Annotated in this window: 18 protein-coding genes; 14 read left to right on the top strand and 4 right to left on the bottom strand. The window is 61.4% G+C overall.

From position 1 onward, the window contains the following. The first annotated feature begins 62 nt into the window (after positions 1-62). The 7 genes from CAF80_RS05490 (at position 63) to CAF80_RS05460 (ending at position 9,255) form a co-directional block, all read left to right on the top strand. A complete protein-coding gene (locus CAF80_RS05490; protein WP_256578099.1) occupies positions 63-968 on the top strand; it encodes an NAD(P)-dependent oxidoreductase in 906 nt (301 codons plus the stop codon). A 230-nt stretch (positions 969-1,198) separates the two neighbouring features. Then, positions 1,199-2,356 (top strand): oxidoreductase, encoded by a 1,158-nt coding sequence (locus CAF80_RS05485; protein ID WP_085666946.1) that lies wholly within the window; start codon positions 1,199-1,201, stop codon positions 2,354-2,356. A 135-nt stretch (positions 2,357-2,491) separates the two neighbouring features. Further along, complete coding sequence (locus CAF80_RS05480; RefSeq protein WP_085666945.1) at positions 2,492-3,592, top strand: efflux RND transporter periplasmic adaptor subunit; 1,101 nt, start codon at positions 2,492-2,494, stop codon at positions 3,590-3,592. After that, positions 3,589-6,666, top strand: a complete 3,078-nt coding sequence (locus tag CAF80_RS05475) for a MexW/MexI family multidrug efflux RND transporter permease subunit (protein ID WP_085666944.1) — start codon at positions 3,589-3,591, stop codon at positions 6,664-6,666. Before CAF80_RS05480 ends, CAF80_RS05475 begins: the two co-directional genes overlap by 4 nt. Before the next feature lie 9 nt (positions 6,667-6,675). Next, positions 6,676-8,127, top strand: coding sequence for an efflux transporter outer membrane subunit (locus CAF80_RS05470; protein ID WP_085666943.1), 1,452 nt, complete (start codon positions 6,676-6,678; stop codon positions 8,125-8,127). Positions 8,128-8,257: 130 nt separating this feature from the next. Further along, entirely contained in the window at positions 8,258-8,623 is a 366-nt protein-coding gene (locus CAF80_RS05465; RefSeq protein ID WP_074691998.1) for a helix-turn-helix transcriptional regulator, read from the top strand. A 74-nt stretch (positions 8,624-8,697) separates the two neighbouring features. Continuing rightward, positions 8,698-9,255, top strand: coding sequence for a chorismate lyase (locus CAF80_RS05460; protein ID WP_074691995.1), 558 nt, complete (start codon positions 8,698-8,700; stop codon positions 9,253-9,255). A 52-nt stretch (positions 9,256-9,307) separates the two neighbouring features. Here CAF80_RS05460 and CAF80_RS05455 read toward each other — a convergent pair whose 3' ends face one another. The 3 genes from CAF80_RS05455 to CAF80_RS05445 all read right to left on the bottom strand — a co-directional run bounded on the left by CAF80_RS05455 (position 9,308) and on the right by CAF80_RS05445 (position 11,205). Continuing rightward, on the bottom strand, positions 9,308-9,583 hold the full coding sequence (locus CAF80_RS05455; protein WP_074691992.1) for a LysR family transcriptional regulator: 276 nt from the start codon (positions 9,581-9,583) through the stop codon (positions 9,308-9,310). A gap of 59 nt (positions 9,584-9,642) precedes the next feature. Next, entirely contained in the window at positions 9,643-10,152 is a 510-nt protein-coding gene (locus tag CAF80_RS05450; RefSeq protein WP_007953834.1) for a flavin reductase, read from the bottom strand. 171 nt (positions 10,153-10,323) lie between these two features. Further along, positions 10,324-11,205: a LysR family transcriptional regulator gene (locus CAF80_RS05445; RefSeq protein ID WP_085666942.1), complete on the bottom strand. Its 882-nt coding sequence runs from the start codon at positions 11,203-11,205 to the stop codon at positions 10,324-10,326. 141 nt (positions 11,206-11,346) lie between these two features. Between CAF80_RS05445 and CAF80_RS05440 the strand changes: the two genes are divergently transcribed. Continuing rightward, complete coding sequence (locus tag CAF80_RS05440; RefSeq protein ID WP_085666966.1) at positions 11,347-12,111, top strand: sulfite exporter TauE/SafE family protein; 765 nt, start codon at positions 11,347-11,349, stop codon at positions 12,109-12,111. Here the strand turns inward: CAF80_RS05440 and CAF80_RS05435 are convergent. Continuing rightward, positions 12,101-12,415: a putative quinol monooxygenase gene (locus CAF80_RS05435; RefSeq protein ID WP_085666941.1), complete on the bottom strand. Its 315-nt coding sequence runs from the start codon at positions 12,413-12,415 to the stop codon at positions 12,101-12,103. The genes CAF80_RS05440 and CAF80_RS05435 overlap by 11 nt on opposite strands. Positions 12,416-12,619: 204 nt before the next feature. Between CAF80_RS05435 and CAF80_RS05430 the strand changes: the two genes are divergently transcribed. The 6 genes from CAF80_RS05430 to CAF80_RS05405 all read left to right on the top strand — a co-directional run bounded on the left by CAF80_RS05430 (position 12,620) and on the right by CAF80_RS05405 (position 19,113). Next, positions 12,620-13,210, top strand: coding sequence for an NAD(P)H-dependent oxidoreductase (locus CAF80_RS05430; protein ID WP_039772912.1), 591 nt, complete (start codon positions 12,620-12,622; stop codon positions 13,208-13,210). Positions 13,211-13,270: 60 nt separating this feature from the next. Further along, the gene (locus tag CAF80_RS05425) at positions 13,271-14,182 is read left to right on the top strand and encodes a LysR family transcriptional regulator (protein WP_074691984.1); all 912 of its coding nucleotides are present in this window, start codon (positions 13,271-13,273) and stop codon (positions 14,180-14,182) included. A gap of 103 nt (positions 14,183-14,285) precedes the next feature. Further along, entirely contained in the window at positions 14,286-15,179 is an 894-nt protein-coding gene (locus CAF80_RS05420) for an NAD-dependent epimerase/dehydratase family protein (RefSeq protein ID WP_074691981.1), read from the top strand. 249 nt (positions 15,180-15,428) lie between these two features. Continuing rightward, entirely contained in the window at positions 15,429-16,778 is a 1,350-nt protein-coding gene (locus CAF80_RS05415; protein ID WP_064384140.1) for a GntP family permease, read from the top strand. A 15-nt stretch (positions 16,779-16,793) separates the two neighbouring features. After that, on the top strand, positions 16,794-17,654 hold the full coding sequence (locus CAF80_RS05410; protein WP_039769047.1) for a MurR/RpiR family transcriptional regulator: 861 nt from the start codon (positions 16,794-16,796) through the stop codon (positions 17,652-17,654). A gap of 1 nt (position 17,655) precedes the next feature. Further along, positions 17,656-19,113, top strand: a complete 1,458-nt coding sequence (locus CAF80_RS05405) for an amidohydrolase family protein (RefSeq protein ID WP_074691978.1) — start codon at positions 17,656-17,658, stop codon at positions 19,111-19,113. The last annotated feature ends 45 nt before the right edge of the window (positions 19,114-19,158 follow it).

Genomic DNA, 19,158 nt, shown 5'->3' with positions numbered 1-19,158 from the left:
GGCACTTGAAATGTACGCCTGTACACGTACAATCGCAATTCTGCATCATCGTCTGAACGGCTTTGAACACCTCATCGAGAGAGGAGCGCGACATGGAACTGGGATTTATCGGTCTGGGCACGATGGGCGCACCGATGGTGCTGAACCTGCTGAAAGCCGGGCATCGGGTCCGCGTGTGGAATCGTTCGACGGCACCGCTGGAAGCACTGGCCAAGGCCGGCGCCGAAGCTGTCGAGACACCGGCGCTGGCGGCCCAGGCCGAGGTGCTGATTTCCATGCTCGGCGATGACACGGCAATCCGCTCGGTGTTCTTCGACGCCAAGGCGCTGGACGGTCTGCAGGCCGGCAGCGTGCACGTCAACATGTCCACGGTGTCCGTGGCGCTGGCCAGGGAACTGGCGGCCGTGCATGAAGCACGCGGCGTCGGTTACGTGTCGGCACCGGTGCTGGGGCGGGTCGATGTGGCGGCTGCCGGCAATCTGAACATTCTCGCCTCCGGGCCCGTCGAAGCACTGGCTCGGGTACAACCGCTGTTCGATGTGCTGGGGCGCAAGACCTGGACGTTAGGCGACACGGCTGAAGTTGCCTGCGCTGCCAAACTGTCGGCCAACCTGATGATCGCTTCGGCGATCGAATCCATGGCTGAAGCCTCGACCCTGGCCGGCGGTTACGGCATCAGTCGCGAGGCGTTCATCGAAATGATCACCTCGACCCTGTTCGCCGTGCCGGTCTATCAGGGATACGGCAAGCTGATGGTCGATGAAACATTCGAGCCGGCCGGTTTCAAGTTGTCGCTGGGCCTCAAGGATGTTCGCCTGGCGCTGGAAGCCGGGGAGGCTGCCCAAGTGCCGCTGCCGTTTGCCAGCGTGTTGAAGGACAACCTGCTGGACGGCATGGCCCATGGTCAGGCCGATCAGGACTGGGCCTCACTGTCGAAAGTCAGTGACCGGCGCGCCGGCGTGAAGTAATCAAAAGATTCTAGCGACGTAACTTGTTCGCAAGTTACGTTGGTCTCTTGCGCCTTGCGTAATTGTCGGACAGTGATTGCTCTTTTATTGGGAAATGAAAGAAGTCTGATAATAGTGCTTGTCAAATGTACGACTGTAGACGTACATTTTTATCGGGGTTTAACAACAATAAAAAGTTCTGTCTGTTTTTTCGTCTGCTGATCGTAAATAAATAATAGCTAGGAGCCGTTATGAAAAATCTAATGCAATGGAACAGCCTTCCCTCCGAATCCAATGAATGGCTCGAGAAGGTGCGTGCACTGAATCCGCTGATTATTCAGCACCGCGATTACAGCGAGCAGACCAATGCGACGCACAAGGATGTGATGTCCCGATTCTTCAAGGACGGTTTTGGCCGGACCTCGGTGTCCAAGGCGTTCGGCGGATCCCAGGTCGATATCCAGACCACCTCGGCCCTGCTGCTGGAATTCGCCCGGTTTGACGCTTCGCTGTCCTGGCAGCTGGCGGTGCAAGTGGCGATGGGGCGCCTGTCGGATTACCTGCCGGAAGCCACCTCCGAAGCGATCTACAACCACTGCGACGGTTTCGTGATCGGCGCCATCCACTCCGGTGGCGAAGCGCTGCCGATGGGCGACGAGTACCTGCTGAGCGGCAAATGGGCGTTCGCCAGCGGCTCGGCCCACGCCGACTGGCTGGTCTGCACCGCCACCGTCAAAGGCACCGAAAACAACACTAATCCGGAAGTGCGGATGTTCTTCGTGCCCGCCAGCCAATGCACCATCCTGCCGACCTGGGACACCCTGGGCATGCGCGGCACCGGCAGCCATCACTTCCAGTGCTCCAACGTGATCGTCCACAAGTCATTCTCGCTGGATGTCGAAACCCTCAAGCAATCCCCCGAAGCGCGCAGCTCCCGGGCCTACGCCACCGGTTACTACGAGTTCGGCACCCTGGCGGCGATGTCCACCGTGCTCGGCGTGGCCCGGGCTGCGGTCGATCACTTCCGCAATGACCGCGCCGTGAACACCGACCCGGGCCTGGAAGGGGTGATCTTCGAGAAGACCGGTCGCGCCATCTCCTCGGTGCATACCGCGCAACTGCTGCTGGAAGATGCGATCCATCAGGTGATCAACCGGGGTGAAACCATCGGCGAACCGGTCAGTGCCCGCGTCGGCCTGGCAGCCTCGGTGCTGACCGAGAACTCGGTCAATGCGGTCAACCAGATCTACTCGATGGCCGGTTCCAAAGCCGTCTACAAGTCGCACTTCCTGGAGCGTTGCTTCCGCGATATTCACACCGGCTCGAAGCACTTCACGTTGTCGCCTTTGAACTTGCACGGTATCGGCAAGTACTACCTGGATAAAACCAACGTACTGGCCGCGGCGTAACAGCGGATTAATAAAGCGGGCGCGTTTACAAGTGAAAGTTCACAGGGATCGATAACGCGCCCGTCTTTAGTTGCACCTTTATTTTCTTAAAACTCAAACTTTTGTGCTCGCAGCAAAGAGTCAAGGGAGTGCCACATGCTTGCTCGAAACATTATCAAGTCGCTGATCTTTATTGTTCTTGTGGTGGTGTTGTCCGCAGCACTGGGCTGGCGTTTCTGGTCGCCGCCACCGGCGGCGGCCGAGCAACGGATCCCCAGCACCCGGGTCGGTCTGGCCGTGGTCAAAAAGCAGCCTTACACCTACTACCTCGAGGCCATCGGCAAACTCGAAGCCCAGCGTCAGGTGCTGGTGTCGGCTGAAGTCAGCGGCAAAGTGGTGGATATCGATTTCGAGTCCGGCGATGAAGTGAAGGCGGGGCAAGTGCTGCTCAAGCTCAACGACGCGCCGGAGCAAGGCGAACTGGTGCGCCTGAAAGGCGAGTACGAATCGGCCAAGGCCCAGTTCGCACGGGTTCAGGAACTGGCCAAGACCGGCGCCGAAAGCCGTCGCTCCTTCGACAGTGCCCGCGCTCAATACGACGCGGCCAAGGGCGACATGGAGCGTATGCAGGCGCAGATCGCTCAACGCCACATTCGTGCGCCGTTCGCCGGCACCCTAGGCATTCGCCAGGCGCACCTGGGCCAATACCTTCAGGCCGGCAGCGCGGTGGCAACCCTGACCGATCCGGGCGTGCTGCGCGTCAACTTCACCCTCGCCGAGCGCGATGGCTCGCAAGTGCAACTGGGCCAGACCGTGCAGGCCAAGGTCGATGCCTGGGGTGATGTGACCTTCGCCGGCAAGATCGTCGCGGTCGATCCGCAGATCAACCAGTCCCACACCATCAACGTGCAAGCGGTCATCACCGACACGCAAAAACGCCTGCGTCCCGGCATGTATGCACGCGTCTCGGTGACCCTGCCGCAGACCGCCGAGCTGCTGATTCCGGAAACTGCGATCACCTACAACGCCTACGGCGAAAGCGTGTTCTCGGTCTACACCGACGAGGCCGGCGTGCAGAAGGTCAAGCGCGAAAGCATCAAGGTCGGCGAGCGCCGCGATGGCTGGGCGGTGGTCGACAAGGGCCTGACCGAAGGCGTGCAAGTGGTGACGTCCGGCCAGCTCAAACTCCACGACGGCGTGGCGGTGGAAGGTGTCCCGGACACGATTGCTCTTAAACTCAGTGGGCTGGAAAAATGAATTTCACCGACCTCTTTCTTCGCCGCCCGGTGCTGGCCGTGGTGGTCAGCACGCTGATCCTGCTGTTCGGGGTGCGTGCGCTGATGAACCTGCCGATCCGCCAGTACCCGATGCTGGAAACGTCGACCATCACGGTCACGACCCAATATCCCGGCGCCTCTTCGGAGCTGATGCAGGGCTTCGTCACGCAACCGATCAGCCAGGCCGTGGCCTCGGTCGAAGGCATCGACTATCTGTCGTCGGCCTCGACCCAGGGCCGCAGCCAGGTGACGATCCGCATGGCACTCAACAGTGACTCCATCGCGGCGCTGACCGAGGTCATGGCCAAGGTCAACCAGATCAAATACCGCCTGCCGAAGGACGCCTACGACCCGGTGGTGGAGCGCACTTCCGGCGGTTTCACCAGCGTGGCCTACGTCGCGTTTGCCAGTTCCAACCTGACCATTCCGGAGATGTCGGATTACATCTCCCGCGTCGTCGAACCGATGTTCGCCGGCATCGAAGGCGTGGCCAAGATCAACATCATGGGCGAGCAGAAATTGTCCATGCGCCTGTGGCTCGATCCGCAGCGTCTGGCCGGTTACGGCATGACCGGGCAGGACGTGTCGGCGGCGATCGAGGGCAACAACTTTCAGGCTGCTCCGGGTCAGGTCAAAGGCCTGTACGTGGTCAGCAACCTGCGGGTCAACACTGACCTAAACAGCGTCGAAGACTTCCGCGACATGGTGCTGCGCAACGACAACGGCCACATCATCCGTGTGCGTGACGTCGGCACCGTGGAGCTGAACGCCGCCTCCACCGACACCAGTGGCGCGATGAGCGATGTGCCGGCGCTGTTCCTCGGCCTGGACGCGGCGCCGACCGGCAACCCGCTGGTGATCGTCAAACGTGTGCGCGAATTGCTGCCGCAGATCCAGGAAACCCTGCCACCGGGCGTGACCGTGCAGATCCCGTTCGAAGTGGCGCACTTCATTCAGTCGTCGATCGACGAGGTGAGCTACACCCTGCTCGAAGCGCTGGTGATCGTGGTGCTGGTGATCTACCTGTGCCTGGGCACGTTCCGCACTGTGCTGATTCCGCTGGTGACCATCCCGCTGTCGATGCTCGGCGCGGCGATGCTGATGCAGATGTTTGGCTTCAGCCTCAACCTGCTGACCTTGCTGGCGATGGTTTTGGCCATCGGGCTGGTGGTTGACGACGCCATCGTCGTGGTGGAGAACGTCCACCGTCACATCGAAGAGGGCAAGAGCCCGTTCGAAGCGGCGCTGATCGGCGCGCGCGAAGTGGCGGGTCCGGTGGTGGCGATGACCTTCACCCTGGCGGCGGTGTACGCGCCAATTGGTTTGATGGGCGGCCTCACCGGCACGCTGTTCAAGGAGTTCGCGCTGACCCTGGCCGGCGCCGTGGTGATTTCCGGCATCGTCGCGCTGACCCTGTCGCCGATCATGAGTACCCGTCTGCTGGACGCGAAAACCAGCGAAGGCTTCATGGCGGTCAAGGCCGACCGTTTCTTCCAGTACCTGTCCCGTCGTTATGGCGCGCTGCTCGGCGGTTCGCTGGCGCGGCGCTGGATCAGTCTGAGCGTGGCGCTGGTGATCTTCTTCAGCTTGCCGTTCCTCTATCGCTCGGCGCAGACCGAACTGGCGCCGCTGGAAGACCAGAACATCCTGCTGACCGCGATCAAGGCGCCGCAGCACGCCAACCTGAATTACCTCGAGGCCTACGCCCACGAGTTGTACAAGACCTTCAACGAAATCCCCGAGGGTTACAGCAACTGGGTGGCGAACGGTTCCGACGGTCTGTCCAACAGCGTCGGCGGGATCAACCTGGTGGACTGGGAAAAGCGCGGCCGCGATGCCAACACCATCCAGCCTGACTTGCAGGCGCGGGTGAACCAGATCGAAGGCACGAGCATTTTCGTGTTCCAGATGCCGCCGTTGCCGGGCTCTACCGGTGGTCTGCCGGTGCAGATGGTGATCCGCAGCGATCAGGAATACCTGGCGCTGTACAACGTGATGGATCAGCTCAAGCAGGCGGCGCAGGCCAGCGGTCTGTTCGCGGTGGTCGACAGTGATCTGGACTTCAACAACCCGGTGGTGGAAATCCAGGTTGACCGGGCCAAGGCCAACGCCCTGGGCATCCGCATGCAGGACATCGGCGAAACGCTGAACAGCCTGATCGGCGAGAAATACGTCAACCGGTTCTCGTTCCACGGTCGTTCCTATGACGTGATTCCGCAATCGGTGTCGGCGGATCGCCTGACCCCGGAAACCCTGAAGCTGTATTACGTGAAGGATCAGAAGGGCAATCCGGTGCCGCTGTCGACGCTGGCCACTCTCAGCGTCAAGGTCGAGCCGAATCGCCTGACCCAGTTCAACCAGCAGAACTCCGCCACGTTCCAGGCCATTCCGGCGCCGGGCGTGACGTTGGGTGATGCAGTGGGCTTCCTGAAAAAACAATCGGAAGGCTTCCCGGCCGGCTTCAGTTTCGACTGGCAGTCCGACGCCCGCCAATACGTGCAGGAAGGCAACAGCCTGGCGTTCACCTTCGGCCTGGCCCTGGTGATCATCTATCTGGTTCTGAGCGTGCAGTACGAGAGCTTCCGCGACCCGTTCATCATTCTGATCAGCGTGCCGCTGTCGATCTGCGGGGCCCTGGTGCCGCTGGCGCTGGGCATGACGTCGATGAACATCTACACCCAGATCGGCCTGATCACGCTGATCGGTCTGATCAGTAAGCACGGGATTCTTATGGTTGCGTTCGCCAACGAGTTGCAGCGCCAGCAAGGCATGGACCGCGTGCAAGCCATTCAGCATGCCGCGCAGGTGCGTCTGCGGCCGATCCTGATGACCACCGCAGCGATGGTGGTCGGCCTCGCGCCGCTGTTGTTCGCCAGCGGTGCCGGCGCCAACAGCCGCTTCGGCCTGGGCCTGGTGATTGTGGTGGGGATGCTGATCGGCACCTTGTTCACCCTGTTCATTCTGCCGTCGGTGTACACGCTGCTCAGTTCGATCAAGCAACCGAGCCACGCACCCGAAGCCGAACCGGCCGGTGTGCCGCAACCCATCCTGTGAGGACGTGACATGCATTCGATTACACGTTTGATGCTGGCGCCGCTGGCGGCGTCCATCCTGTTGGCGGCGGGTTGTGTGAACTACGCCGGGATCGATCATCAGGGCAAATTGCTGGCGGTCGGCGATGCGCCGTCCGACAGCCTGAAAGACAAACTGCCGCCGGCCCAATGGCCGCGTGCGGACTGGTGGACATCGCTGGGTGACCCACGTCTGGGTGCGCTGATCGAAGAGGCGTATGCCAGCAACCCGGACTTGCAGGAAGTCGCTGCGCGGGTGGCCAAGGCCAACGCATTTCTTGACCGGCGCGACGCCGAACGCTATCCCGAAATGGACGCGTCGGCGGGTGTCACGCGCGGTCGGCTGTCGCGCTTCGAGGACTACAGCGGCGAGGGCCACAAGTACTTCACCGCACGCAATCTGGCGGTCAATTTCGGCTATACCTTCGACCTCTGGGGCGGCCAGCGTGCCGCCTGGGAATCGGCGCTCAACAGCGCACGAGCGGCGGAAGTCGATCTGCAATCGTCGCGGCTGATTCTGGCGGTCAACGTGGTCAAGGCTTACAACCAGTTGGCGTATGCGTGGCAGGTCTCGGAGCTCAATCAACGGGATCTCGAGCGCCTGAGCAAACTGGTGGACCTGACGGATTCACGTTACGGCTCGGGCCTCGACAACCTGTCGCAACTCAAGCAGGTGCAGAGCCTCAAGGCGCGTTCGGAATCGACGTTGATCGGCGCCAACGAAGACATCGAAATCGCCCGTCTTCAACTGTCGGCGCTGATCGGCAAGGGCGTTGACCGTGCGCACACGCTTGATCGGCCATCGAATCTGCAAGCCAGTGTGGTGGCCTTGCCGGCGCAGTTGCCAGCCCAGTTGTTGGGCCGTCGTCCGGACATCGTCGCCGCACGCTGGCGCGTGGAGGCCGAGACTAAAAACGTCGAGGCGGTGAAGACCACGTTCTACCCGAACATCAATCTGGTGGCAGCGGCCGGGTCCCATGCATTGACCGGTGATGCGCTGTTCGCCGGGGTCAGCAAGTTCTGGAATGTGGCGCCGACGGTGTCGCTGCCGATCTTCGATGCCGGGCGCCTGCGCTCGGATCTCAAGGCCGGCAATGCCGAACTCGACAGCTCCATCGCGCAGTACAACCGGGTGCTGAATTCGGCCCTGCACGAGGTGGCGATTTCGGTGACGCAGTTGCGTTCGTTCGAGCAGCAGATCGTCGTGCAGCGCGATGCCTGTGCGATTGCCCAGTCGTCTTACGATCTGTCGCAGTCGCGCTACAAGGCCGGGGAGGACACGTTCCTCGATGCGCTTAACATCGAGCAACAATTGATTCAGGACGAAATGCGTCTGGCCTTCCTCAACAGCAAGCACATCGACAGCTCGGTTTCGTTGATGGCAGCGCTGGGCGGCGGGTTCCAGGCGCCTGCGCTGGAGACCGCGCAGAGCAGCAATTTGTAGTTGTTTTGCGGGACGCCGCCTCCGGGGCGGCTGTCGCGGGGGAAAAACATCTTGTGTATAGTCTTACTGTTCTCGTATAGACGAATACAAGACGGATTTTTCCCGCCTATATCATCAAGGGTACCTACCTATGAACGTCCCGAATCATCCCAATCAGGATCAGATCCTTCTGGAAAATGTGCTGTCCGCATTGGGAAGCCCGCTGCGCCTGACCGTGTTGAAAGTATTGGCCGATGGCCAGGAACATCCGTGCGGCCGGATCCTCAAGGGTGCATCGAAGTCGACCATGACCCACCACTGGCGGGTTCTGCGTGACAGCGGTCTGATTTGGCAGCGCCCTTACGGTCGGGAAAACCTGCTGTCCCTGCGTCGTGAAGACATGGACGTGCGTTTTCCGGGCCTGCTCGACTCGCTGCTGTCGGCGGTCAAGACCGATGAACAGACCATCAGCGTCATCAGCAAACACGAAGTGACCGAAGAAAACGGAGCCGAGTGACAGACACCGCCGGTGAAGGGTTGGCCTTCCACGGCAACCAACAATTCACCATCACCAGGAAGGTGTGAGCGGGTATGGATACAAGTCATTACTGGTCATCGCGACCGCTGTCGGAATTGACCGGCTCCGAGCATCACTGGCTGTTTTTGCCCGGGGCACTGACCCCACGTCTGAAAGCCATGGGCGATTATTCAATCGAAGTCGTCGAGCAGTCCCATGGCCCGGTCAATCCTGAAGAAGCGCAAGCGCTGAACGTGCCGCCAAACACCATTGGCTGGGTGCGTGAGGTGGTGATGAAACTCGATGGCGAGGCATGTGTCACCGCGCGCAGCCTGACCAGCGTGTCGGCGCTGAATGGCGACTGGGCGGAGCTGAACGGCTACGGCCGTCGACCGCTGGCCGAGATTCTCTACACCTCGGAGCAGACCCTGCGCGAACCCTTCCAATGTGCCTTGCTGCCGCCCGGTGCGCCGTTGGCCGCGCTGTCCTATCGCTTCGCGCCACAGGCCAAACGTCTGCTGGCACGGCGTTCGCGCTTCACCCGCAATGGCTCGGCGCTGCTGGTCAGCGAGTGCTTTCTGCCAGCGTTCTGGGCCCGGGTCGAGTACGCTCAGGCGCTCAAGTCGGCCTGAAAAAATGAAACCTGCGGGAGTGAACTTCCGCAGGTTTTTTTTCGCCGGTTTTTCAGAGCCGGATCACCGCTTCGATCTGCTTGATGGCCGGTGTCAGTGCCTGCGCCAGTTCCTCGGCCTTCGAGGTCGGGCGCATGGTTCGCGACGAGCGCAGAAACAACGGATCGTCGAACCGCTTGCGCAGCCGTGCCAGCGATCCGCTGATGGCGGGTTGTTTGACGCGTAGGCGCTCGGCCGTGCGGGACACGCTGCGTTCGCGGAACAGCACCAGGAAAATGATGATCAGGTTCAGGTCGATATCCGCGAAGTTGTCTTCATTGAATAGCATGGTTACATCCCTGTCATGACCCGCCGGCAGGCTTCAGCCGAAGCCGGCGGGTGTCTGGATCACTGCTCGGGTGCCAGGCGCAGTTCGTCGTTCAGACGGTAGTAACTGCGGTTGAAATAGACCAGGCCTTCCGTGGCCTCGCTGTGTTGCTGCAGCTCGAGAATTTCACAGTAGAAGATGCTGTGAGTGCCGACCTCGTCGACTTTGCTGACCCGGCAATCGAGGCTGACCAGCGCCTCCTCGATCACCGGCGAACCGGTCTTGAGGGTCTGGCAGTTCACGCTGGAAAAACGCTCCTGCATGCTCAACTGCCGATTGGCGAATGCGCCGGAGGTCGACTGGTGGTCGCCAGTCAGCACGTTCACGCACAGCACGCCATTGGTCTTGAAATGCTCGTGATTGGACGACGAGCGATTGACGCACACCAGCAGCGTCGGCGGTGAATCCGTCACGCTGCACACCGCCGAGGCGGTAAAGCCGAAACGCCCCGCAGGGCCATCGGTCGTGACGATGGTGACGGCACTCCCCAGCATCGCCATTGCATTACGAAACTCCGTTGAATCAACCATCGCGTCACCTCATTCCATGTAGGTTTAATGGAGCCGATCCGTTCTTCCTTGTCCGTTGTCGTTGTGCGAAAACGGGTATCGGGCAACACGTTCGCTCTGGCGATATAGTACGTATGTATACGTACCTTGCAAGCTATTCCTTGTGCTTAATTTGCCGAAAAAAAAACATGTTTACGGGAGTGCCAAGGCTTGCAACAAGGCTGTGGCATAGGGCGGCAACGCGGCGATGTCGCGGGCACACAGCAACAGTTTGCGCCTGGCCCAGCCTTCATTCATCGGCAGGGTCTTGAAGGCTTGCGGCGCGGCGCGCTGAACCGCCGCCAGCGGCACGATGCCCAGGCCGGCACCTCGGGCCACCATGCGCATTACCCCGTCAAAGCCATCGGCACGGATGCGGATCTGCATCCACGAGCCGCTGTGCAGCGCCTGCTCTTCCAGGTAAATCGCCAAAGCGCTGTCGGCCTGCAGCCCGACAAAGTCATGGCGCAGAGCGTCGCTGAAACTGACTTCAGTTGCGTCAGACAGTGGATGTTCCAAAGGCAGAATCAGCACCAGCGGATCATCGCGAAAGGCGCGGGTCTGCAAGTCGGTGGTGTCGATCGCGTCGGACACAATGCCCAGATCCGCCGCGCCCTGACGCAAGGCATGGGTGATGCGGGCGCTGGGCAGTTCCTGCAGATCGATGTCGAGGTTGGGATGCTCCCGCAGAAAATCCGCCAGCACCTCCGGCAGGTATTCACTGAGCGCCGTGGTGTTACACAGCAGGCGCACCTGACCTTTGACGCCGCGCGCGTACTCGGCCAGATCCTGTTGCAGACGTTCGGCCTGTTGCAGCATCACCCGCGCATGTTGCGACAGGGCCTTGCCGGCCGGCGTCGGCGTGACCCCACGGCGCCCGCGCTCAAGGAACTCGGTGCCCAGCGAAGCTTCCATCGCCCGGATCCGCGCACTGGCCGCCGCCAGCGACAGATGACTGCGCGCGGCGCCGGCGGTGATGTTGCCGCTGTCGAGAATGTGCAGGAAAAGGCGCAGGTCGGTGAGGTCGAAGTGCATGGGGCAGCCTCAATATCAGTGGTGTCAGTCCCGACGAAGAGGCCAGTGGCCGCAAAAAATCTACTAGCCTCAGGCAGAGCGAGAGGCAGCCTCAGTGTATGACAGATTTTCAGTTCACTCGCGCAGGCGCAAAGTATGGCCATGAACGCACTCGCCGATTTCTATCAAAACCTCGGTCTGGCCGTGTCGTTGCTGGTGATCGCGACTTTCGTCGTCGCCGGCATGATCAAGGGCGTGATCGGTCTTGGCCTGCCTACCGTCGCCATGGGGCTGCTCGGTCTGGCTATGGCACCGTCGCAGGCTGCGGCGTTGCTGATCATTCCGGCAACCCTCACCAACGTCTGGCAACTGGCGTTCGGCGGACATTTGCAGGGGCTGGTGAAACGCTTGTGGCCGATGCTGCTGGCGATCTTCCTCGGTACGGCCGTAGGCACCTTGTGGATCGGCATGGCCGGCGGGCATTGGGTGGTGCGCGGGCTCGGCGCGGCGCTGCTGCTCTATGCGTTGAGCGGATTGTTCCTGCCGACGCTGAGTGTCAGTCGCCGCCATGAACCATGGCTCGGCCCGCTGTGTGGCGTGATCACCGGCGTCATCACTTCGGCGACGGGGGTGTTCGTGATTCCCGCCGTCCCGTACATGCAGGCCCTTGGCTTGAGCCGCGATGAACTGGTCCAGGCGCTGGGCCTGTCCTTCACCGTATCGACCCTGGCATTGGCCGGCGGATTGCTTTGGCGCGGGTCGCTCGGCGGCGCGGAACTGAGTGCTTCGCTGCTGGCCCTGATCCCCGCTGTCCTCGGCATGTGGCTCGGCCAATGGCTGCGCCAGCGCATCAGTGCCGTGCTGTTCAGACGGGTGTTTTTTATCGGTCTGGGCGCGCTCGGCGCCCATCTGCTGCTCAGCGGTTAGCGGACGAATCGCTGAGCATTTCAATCGGGCGGATATCGAAATCCCGCTCCAGGTATTCCATGCGCTGGGCCAGGAACTGCTGCATGTGCGGCAGGTTCGAGTGCACGTCCAGATGCGCCTGGCTTTCCCAGATCTCGTAGAAGATGAACAGGCTCGGGTCTTCCTTGTCGCGCAGCATGTGGTACTCGATGCAGCCGGGTTCGGCGCGGCTCGGTTCGACGTAGGCGCGGAAAAACGCTTCGAAGGCTTCGGCTTTTTCCGGGCGGGTCTTGGCGTGCAGGATGAAACCCTGGCGTTCGCACATCGCAAAAAACTCCATTCAGATTCAGATGGCGGCCAATCCTACGGCAACAATCGGCAATCGATTCGTGCGTTTTACTCAAATGATTTTTGCGCCATCGGTGCTTATTCCGCGCGAGGCGGATCGCTAATCTGCCCGCCATTCCATTTTTCCACTTCTCCATCCAGCGCTCTGCGCTGCGCATCGGAATCCGATCGAGGCTCTCCCATGAAAAAAGTGCTGTTGCTCAATGGCGGTAAAAAATTCGCCCACTCCGACGGTCGCTACAACACCACCCTGCACGAAGCGGCGTTGAGCGTGCTGGATCGCGGCGGTCTCGACGTCAAGACCACCTTCATCGACGAGGGTTACGACGTCGCCGAAGAAGTGGCCAAATTCCTCTGGGCCGACGTGATCATTTATCAGATGCCGGGTTGGTGGATGGGCGCACCGTGGACCGTGAAAAAGTACATCGACGAAGTCTTCACCGAAGGCCACGGCAGCCTCTACGCCAGCGACGGTCGCACCCGTTCGGATTCTTCGCAGAAGTACGGCAGCGGCGGTCTGATCCACGGCAAGCAATACATGCTGTCGCTGACCTGGAACGCACCGCAGCAGGCGTTCGATGACCCGACCGACTTCTTCGAAGCCAAAGGCGTGGACGCGGTGTACTTCCCGTTCCACAAAGCCAACCAGTTCCTCGGCATGACCGGCCTGCCGACCTTCCTCTGCGTGGACGTGATGAAACGCCCGAACATCGAAGCGGATGTGGCGCGTTACGAGCAGCATCTGAGCGAGGTGTTTGGCCTCAAGGCCTGACGCTCGGCTACTATCGAAGGCCTGAGCTTGCGCAGCAGGCCTTTCGATTCGAGGACACCCGTGAAAGCCAGATCCGATGAGTTGCAGATTTTCGTCTGCGTGATCGAATGCGGTTCGATCTCCGCCGCCGCCGAGCAGGTCGGACAGACGCCGTCGGCCGTCAGCCGCACGCTGTCGCGGCTGGAAGCCAAGCTCGATACCACGCTGATCAACCGCACCACACGGCGCATGGACCTGACCGAGGAGGGCAAGTACTTCTTCGAACAGGCCAAGCTGATCCTCGACCAGATGGACCAGCTCGAAGAGCGCCTGTCTTCGCGCCAGCAGACGCCATCAGGACGACTGCGGATCAACGCCGCGTCGCCGTTCATGCTCCACGCCGTCGTGCCGTACATCGACGAATTCCGCCGGCTGTACCCGGACATCCAGCTCGAACTCAACAGCAATGACCTGATCATTGACCTGCTGGAACAAAGCACCGACGTTGCCATCCGCATCGGCACCCTCGCCGATTCGACGTTGCATGCTCGTTCGCTGGGTTGCAGTCCGCTGCTGATCGTCGCCAGTCCAGCGTATGTGGAAAAACACGGTGCGCCGCTGGAAGTGGCCGATCTGAGCGAGCACACCTTGCTTGGCTTCACCCAAAACGAAGGCCTCAACCAGTGGCCGCTGCGTTACGTGCACGGCGACCGCTGGCCGATCACTCCGGCGATCAGCGCCTCCAGCGGCGAGACGGTTCGCCATCTGGCGCTGGAGGGGCAGGGCATTGCCTGCCTCTCGCATTTCATGACCATCGACGACATTCGTGCCGGGCGCCTCAAGGTGTTGCTGGCGGAATTCAACAGCGGTTATCGCCAGCCGATCAACGCGGTGTACTACCGTAACTCGCAGTTGGCGCTGCGCATCCAGTGCTTCCTGGACTTCATCCAGAGCAAACTGGCGGCTTACGCCAGCGCTGATTTCAAGGGCTGATTCGTGATCCCTGCGCAACAGTGATTTGGTTTTGGGCGGGTTTTTCCACAGGACTCGCCGGTCGATACTCGCTCCATCACTTACTCACGCAGGGAGTTTCTCCATGAACGTATTCGTCACCGGCGCTGCCGGTTTTATCGGCGGTTCCATCGCCACCGGTCTGATCCAGGCCGGCCACACCGTCACCGGTCTGGTGCGCAGCGCCGAACAGGCCAATGAGCTGAAAGCACTGGGCATCACCCCGGTGATCGGCACCCTCGACGACAACGCGCTACTGGCCGAACAAGCCCGCGCCGCCGATGCCGTGATCAACGCCGCCAGCAGCGACCATCGCGGCGCGGTCGAAGCCTTGCTCGATGCCCTGCGCGGCTCGAACAAAGTATTCCTGCACACCAGCGGTTCGAGCATCGTCGGCGATGCGTCCGGCGGCAAATCCAGCGACGTCATCTACTTCGAAGACAACCTGCCGGAGCCGACCGTCGACAAGGCCGCACGGGTGGCCATCGACAACCTGATCCTCGCCGCAGCGCAGGACGGCGTGAACTCGGCCGTCATCTGCAATACCCTGATTTACGGCCACAGCCTGGGCGTCAATCGCGACAGCGTGCAACTGCCGCGCCTGCTGAAACAGGCGCGCAAAAGCGGCGTGGTGCGTCACGTCGGCACCGGCCAGAACATCTGGTCCAACGTGCACATCGAAGACGTGGTGGCGCTGTACCTGCTGGCCCTGACCAAAAACGTCCCGGGCACCTTCTACTTCGTCGAAAGCGGCGAAGCGTCGTTCATCGACATGACCACCGCCATGGCCCAGGCCCTGAACCTCGGCCAGCCACAAGACTGGCCACTGAAAGATGCCGAAGCCGAGTGGGGCTACGAAATGGCCAACTACGGCCTCGGCTCCAACAGCCGCGTACGCGGCAAACACGCCCGCGAACTGCTCGGCTGGACGCCGAAGCGCACGTCGGTGGTTGAATGGATTCGTAACGAAATGGTGTGAGTCCACGCTGAAAAGGTGACGTTCCCGAGACCGGTGGAAGCAAGCTTGCTTGTTTTCACCGGTTTTTTTGTGCCCGAGGATTATGAAAATCCCACCCCGCGATTTTCATTATTCGCGACAAGACATATCCAAAAACGACAACCCTTATCCCTCCACGAAAATTACTTTCACTTGGTTTGAAAACTCGATCTCGAAATGATTTATGAGTTTCACAACCCATTCGAACGTGACCCTTTCGAGGAGTACCGCATGACACCGTCCTTCGGCTATTGGCTGCTGGTGTACGCCGCCGTTGCCATCATCGCCCTGATCGTTCTGATCGCCCGTTACCGGCTCAATCCGTTCATTGTCATCACCCTGATTTCCATCGGCCTGGCGTTGGTGGCGGGGATGCCGCCGTCCGGGGTGGTGGGGGCGTATGAGGCCGGGGTGGGCAAGACGCTGGGGCACATTGCGCTGGTGGTGGCGCTGGGGACGATGCTCGGCAAGATGATGGCCGAGTCCGGCGGGGCCGAGCAGATGGCGCGCACGTTGATCGAGCGCTTTGGCGAGAAGAACGCTCACTGGGCGATGGTGTGCATTGCGTTTCTGGTGGGGCTGCCGCTGTTTTTCGAAGTCGGTTTCGTGTTGCTGGTGCCGATTGCATTTACGGTGGCGCGGCGGGTTGGCGTGTCGATTCTGATGGTCGGTTTGCCGATGGTCGCCGGGCTGTCGGTGGTGCATGCGCTGGTGCCGCCGCACCCGGCGGCGATGCTTGCGGTGCAGGCGTATCAGGCGTCGGTCGGGCAGACCTTGCTGTACGCGATTGCCATCGGCATTCCGACGGCGATCATTGCCGGCCCCCTGTACGCCAGATTCATCGTGCCGCGCATTCAGTTGCCGGCGGATAACCCGCTGGAAAAACAATTTCTCGAACGCGAACCCCGCGACAGCCTGCCGGGTTTCGGCATCACCATGGCGACCATTCTGCTGCCGGTGGTACTGATGCTGATCGGCGGCTGGGCCAACCTGATTTCCACGCCCGGCAGCGGCTTCAATCAATTCCTGTTGTTCATCGGCAACTCGGTGATCGCGCTGTTGCTGGCGACGCTGTTGAGCTTCTGGACGCTCGGCATTGCCCAGGGTTTCAACCGCGAATCAATCCTCAAATTCACCAACGAATGCCTGGCACCGACCGCCAGCATCACCTTGCTGGTGGGCGCTGGTGGCGGTCTGAACCGGATTCTGGTGGACGCCGGCGTCACCGATCAGATCGTCGGCCTCGCTCACGAATTTCACCTGTCGCCGCTGATCATGGGCTGGCTGTTCGCCGCGTTGATGCGCATCGCCACCGGTTCGGCCACCGTCGCCATGACCACGGCGTCCGGTGTGGTGGCGCCAGTGGCCATCGGTCTGGGTTATCCCCACCCGGAACTGCTGGTGCTGGCGACCGGCGCGGGCTCGGTTATCTTTTCCCACGTCAACGACGGCGGCTTCTGGTTGATCAAGGAATACTTCAACATGACCGTGGCCCAGACGTTCAAGACCTGGACGGTGCTGGAAACCCTGATCTCGATTGTCGCTTTCGCCCTGACCGTCGGTCTTTCTTACCTGCTGTAGTCGGAGTTATCCGCCATGGACATCCTTTATCAGATCCGCGCCCGTCAGGATTCCTTCAGCGCCGGTGAAGGACGCATCGCCCGTCTGATGCTCGACGACGTAGGATTTGCCGCCTCCGCCAGCCTCGAAGACCTGGCGCAGCGGGCCGAAGTCAGCACCGCCACGCTGTCGCGCTTCGCCCGCACCGTCGGTTGCCGCGACCTGCGCGATCTGCGCCTGCAACTGGCCCAGGCCAGCGGCGTCGGCAGCCGTTTCCTCGACCCGGCGGGCACGCCCGAGCAGTCGGCGTTTTACGGGCAGATCGTCGGCGATATCGAAACCACCCTGCGTCAGCATCTGGCGGCGTTCGATGAATCGCGCTTCGCCGATGCGGTGAAACTGCTGGGCCAGGCGCGGATGATCCACGCCTTCGGCATCGGCGGTTGCTCGACCCTGTGCAGCGATGAGTTGCAAGTGCGACTGGTGCGCCTCGGCTACCCGATTGCGGTGTGCCACGACGCGGTGATGATGCGCGTCACCGCCGCCAGCCTCAGCGCCGAGCAGGTGGTGATCGTCTGTTCGCTGACCGGCATCACCCCGGAATTGCTGGAGACCGTGGCGCTGGCGCGCAACTACGGCGCACGGATTCTCGCCATCACCCGCGCCGACTCGCCGCTGGCGGAACTGGCCGACATCGTCCTGCCGCTGCAAGGCGCCGAGACCTCGTTCATCTACAAACCGACGGCGGCACGCTACGGCATGCTGCTCGCCATCGACGTGCTGGCCACCGAGCTTGCGCTGGCCAATCCTGAAGACAATCAAGAACGTCTGCGGCGGATCAAACTCGCCCTCGACGAATACCGTGGCGGCGATGATCACCTGCCGCTGGGAGACTGACATGCTGTACGACACCCTGATTCGCAACGCCCTGGTCATCGACGGCAGCAACAGCCCCGGTTACGCCGCCGACGTGGCGATCCTCGATGGCCGCATCGCGCGCATTGGCGACTTGCGCGACGCCAACGCCACCGATGAAATCGACGCCGCTGGCCGTGTGCTGGCGCCGGGTTTCATCGACGTGCACACCCACGACGATACCGTGGTGATCCGTCAGCCGCAGATGTTGCCCAAGCTCAGCCAGGGTGTGACCACGGTGATTGTCGGCAACTGCGGGATCAGTGCGGCGCCGGTCAGCTTGCGCGGCGATCCGCCGGATCCGATGAACCTGCTCGGCTCGGCGGCAGCGTTCGTCTATCCACGTTTCAGCGACTACCGCGCAGCGGTGGAAGCGGCCAATCCCACGTTGAACGTGGCGGCGCTGGTCGGGCATACGGCGCTGCGCAGCAATCATCTGGATGATCTGTTTCGCACCGCGACCGACGATGAAATCAGCGCCATGCGCGAGCAGTTGCGTGAAAGTCTGGAGGCGGGCGCCCTTGGGTTATCCACAGGGCTGGCGTATGCGAGTGCGTTCTCGGCATCCACCGATGAAGTCATGCAATTGACCGAAGAATTGAATGCGTTCGGCGCGGTGTACACCACCCACCTGCGCAGTGAATTCGAACCGGTGCTGGAGGCGATGGACGAGGCCTTCCGCATCGGCCGCCACGCCCGATCGCCGGTGATCATTTCCCACCTCAAATGTGCCGGCGCCGGTAACTGGGGCCGCAGTCCGCAGTTGCTCGCCTCGCTGGAAGCCGCGGCGAAAACTCACCCGGTCGGCTGCGATTGCTACCCGTATGCGGCGAGTTCTTCGACCCTGGATCTGAAGCAGGTCACCGACGCCCACCGCATCACCATCACCTGGTCGACGCCGCATCCGGAAATGGGCGGTCGCGACCTGATGGACATCGCTGCCGAATGGAACCTGTCGTTGCTCGACGCCGCCAAACGCCTGCAACCGGCGGGCGCGGTGTATTACGGCATGGACGAGAACGACGTGCGCCGGATCCTCGCTCATCCGCTGTCGATGGTCGGCTCCGATGGTCTGCCGGAAGACCCGTTCCCGCACCCGCGTTTGTGGGGTGCTTTCCCAAGGGTGCTCGGACATTTCAGTCGTGATGTCGGCCTGTTTCCGCTGCACACCGCCGTGCACAAGATGACCGGTCTGTCGGCCGCGCGATTCGGCCTGAAGGAAAGGGGCGAGATTCGTGAAGGACACTGGGCAGATCTGGTGTTGTTCGACCCGGCGACCGTGCGTGACGTGGCGGACTTCAACGACCCGCAACGTGCCGCGCAAGGCATCGACGGGGTGTGGATCAATGGTGTGTTGAGTTATCGCGACGGCCGGGCCAACGGGCAAACAGCAGGGCGGTTCCTGGCGCGCCAGGGCGATCTGCGCGACGGCTTTCGTTGAATTTTGCTGACTGCGTCACGGTGATGGCACATTGCAATTAAAGAA

This window comes from Pseudomonas sp. B34(2017), from assembly GCF_002112915.1.
Classification (GTDB): Bacteria; Pseudomonadota; Gammaproteobacteria; order Pseudomonadales; family Pseudomonadaceae; genus Aquipseudomonas; species Aquipseudomonas pharyngis.
Note: the sequence above shows the minus strand (reverse complement) of the source record. Positions and strands in the feature narration are given on the sequence as shown.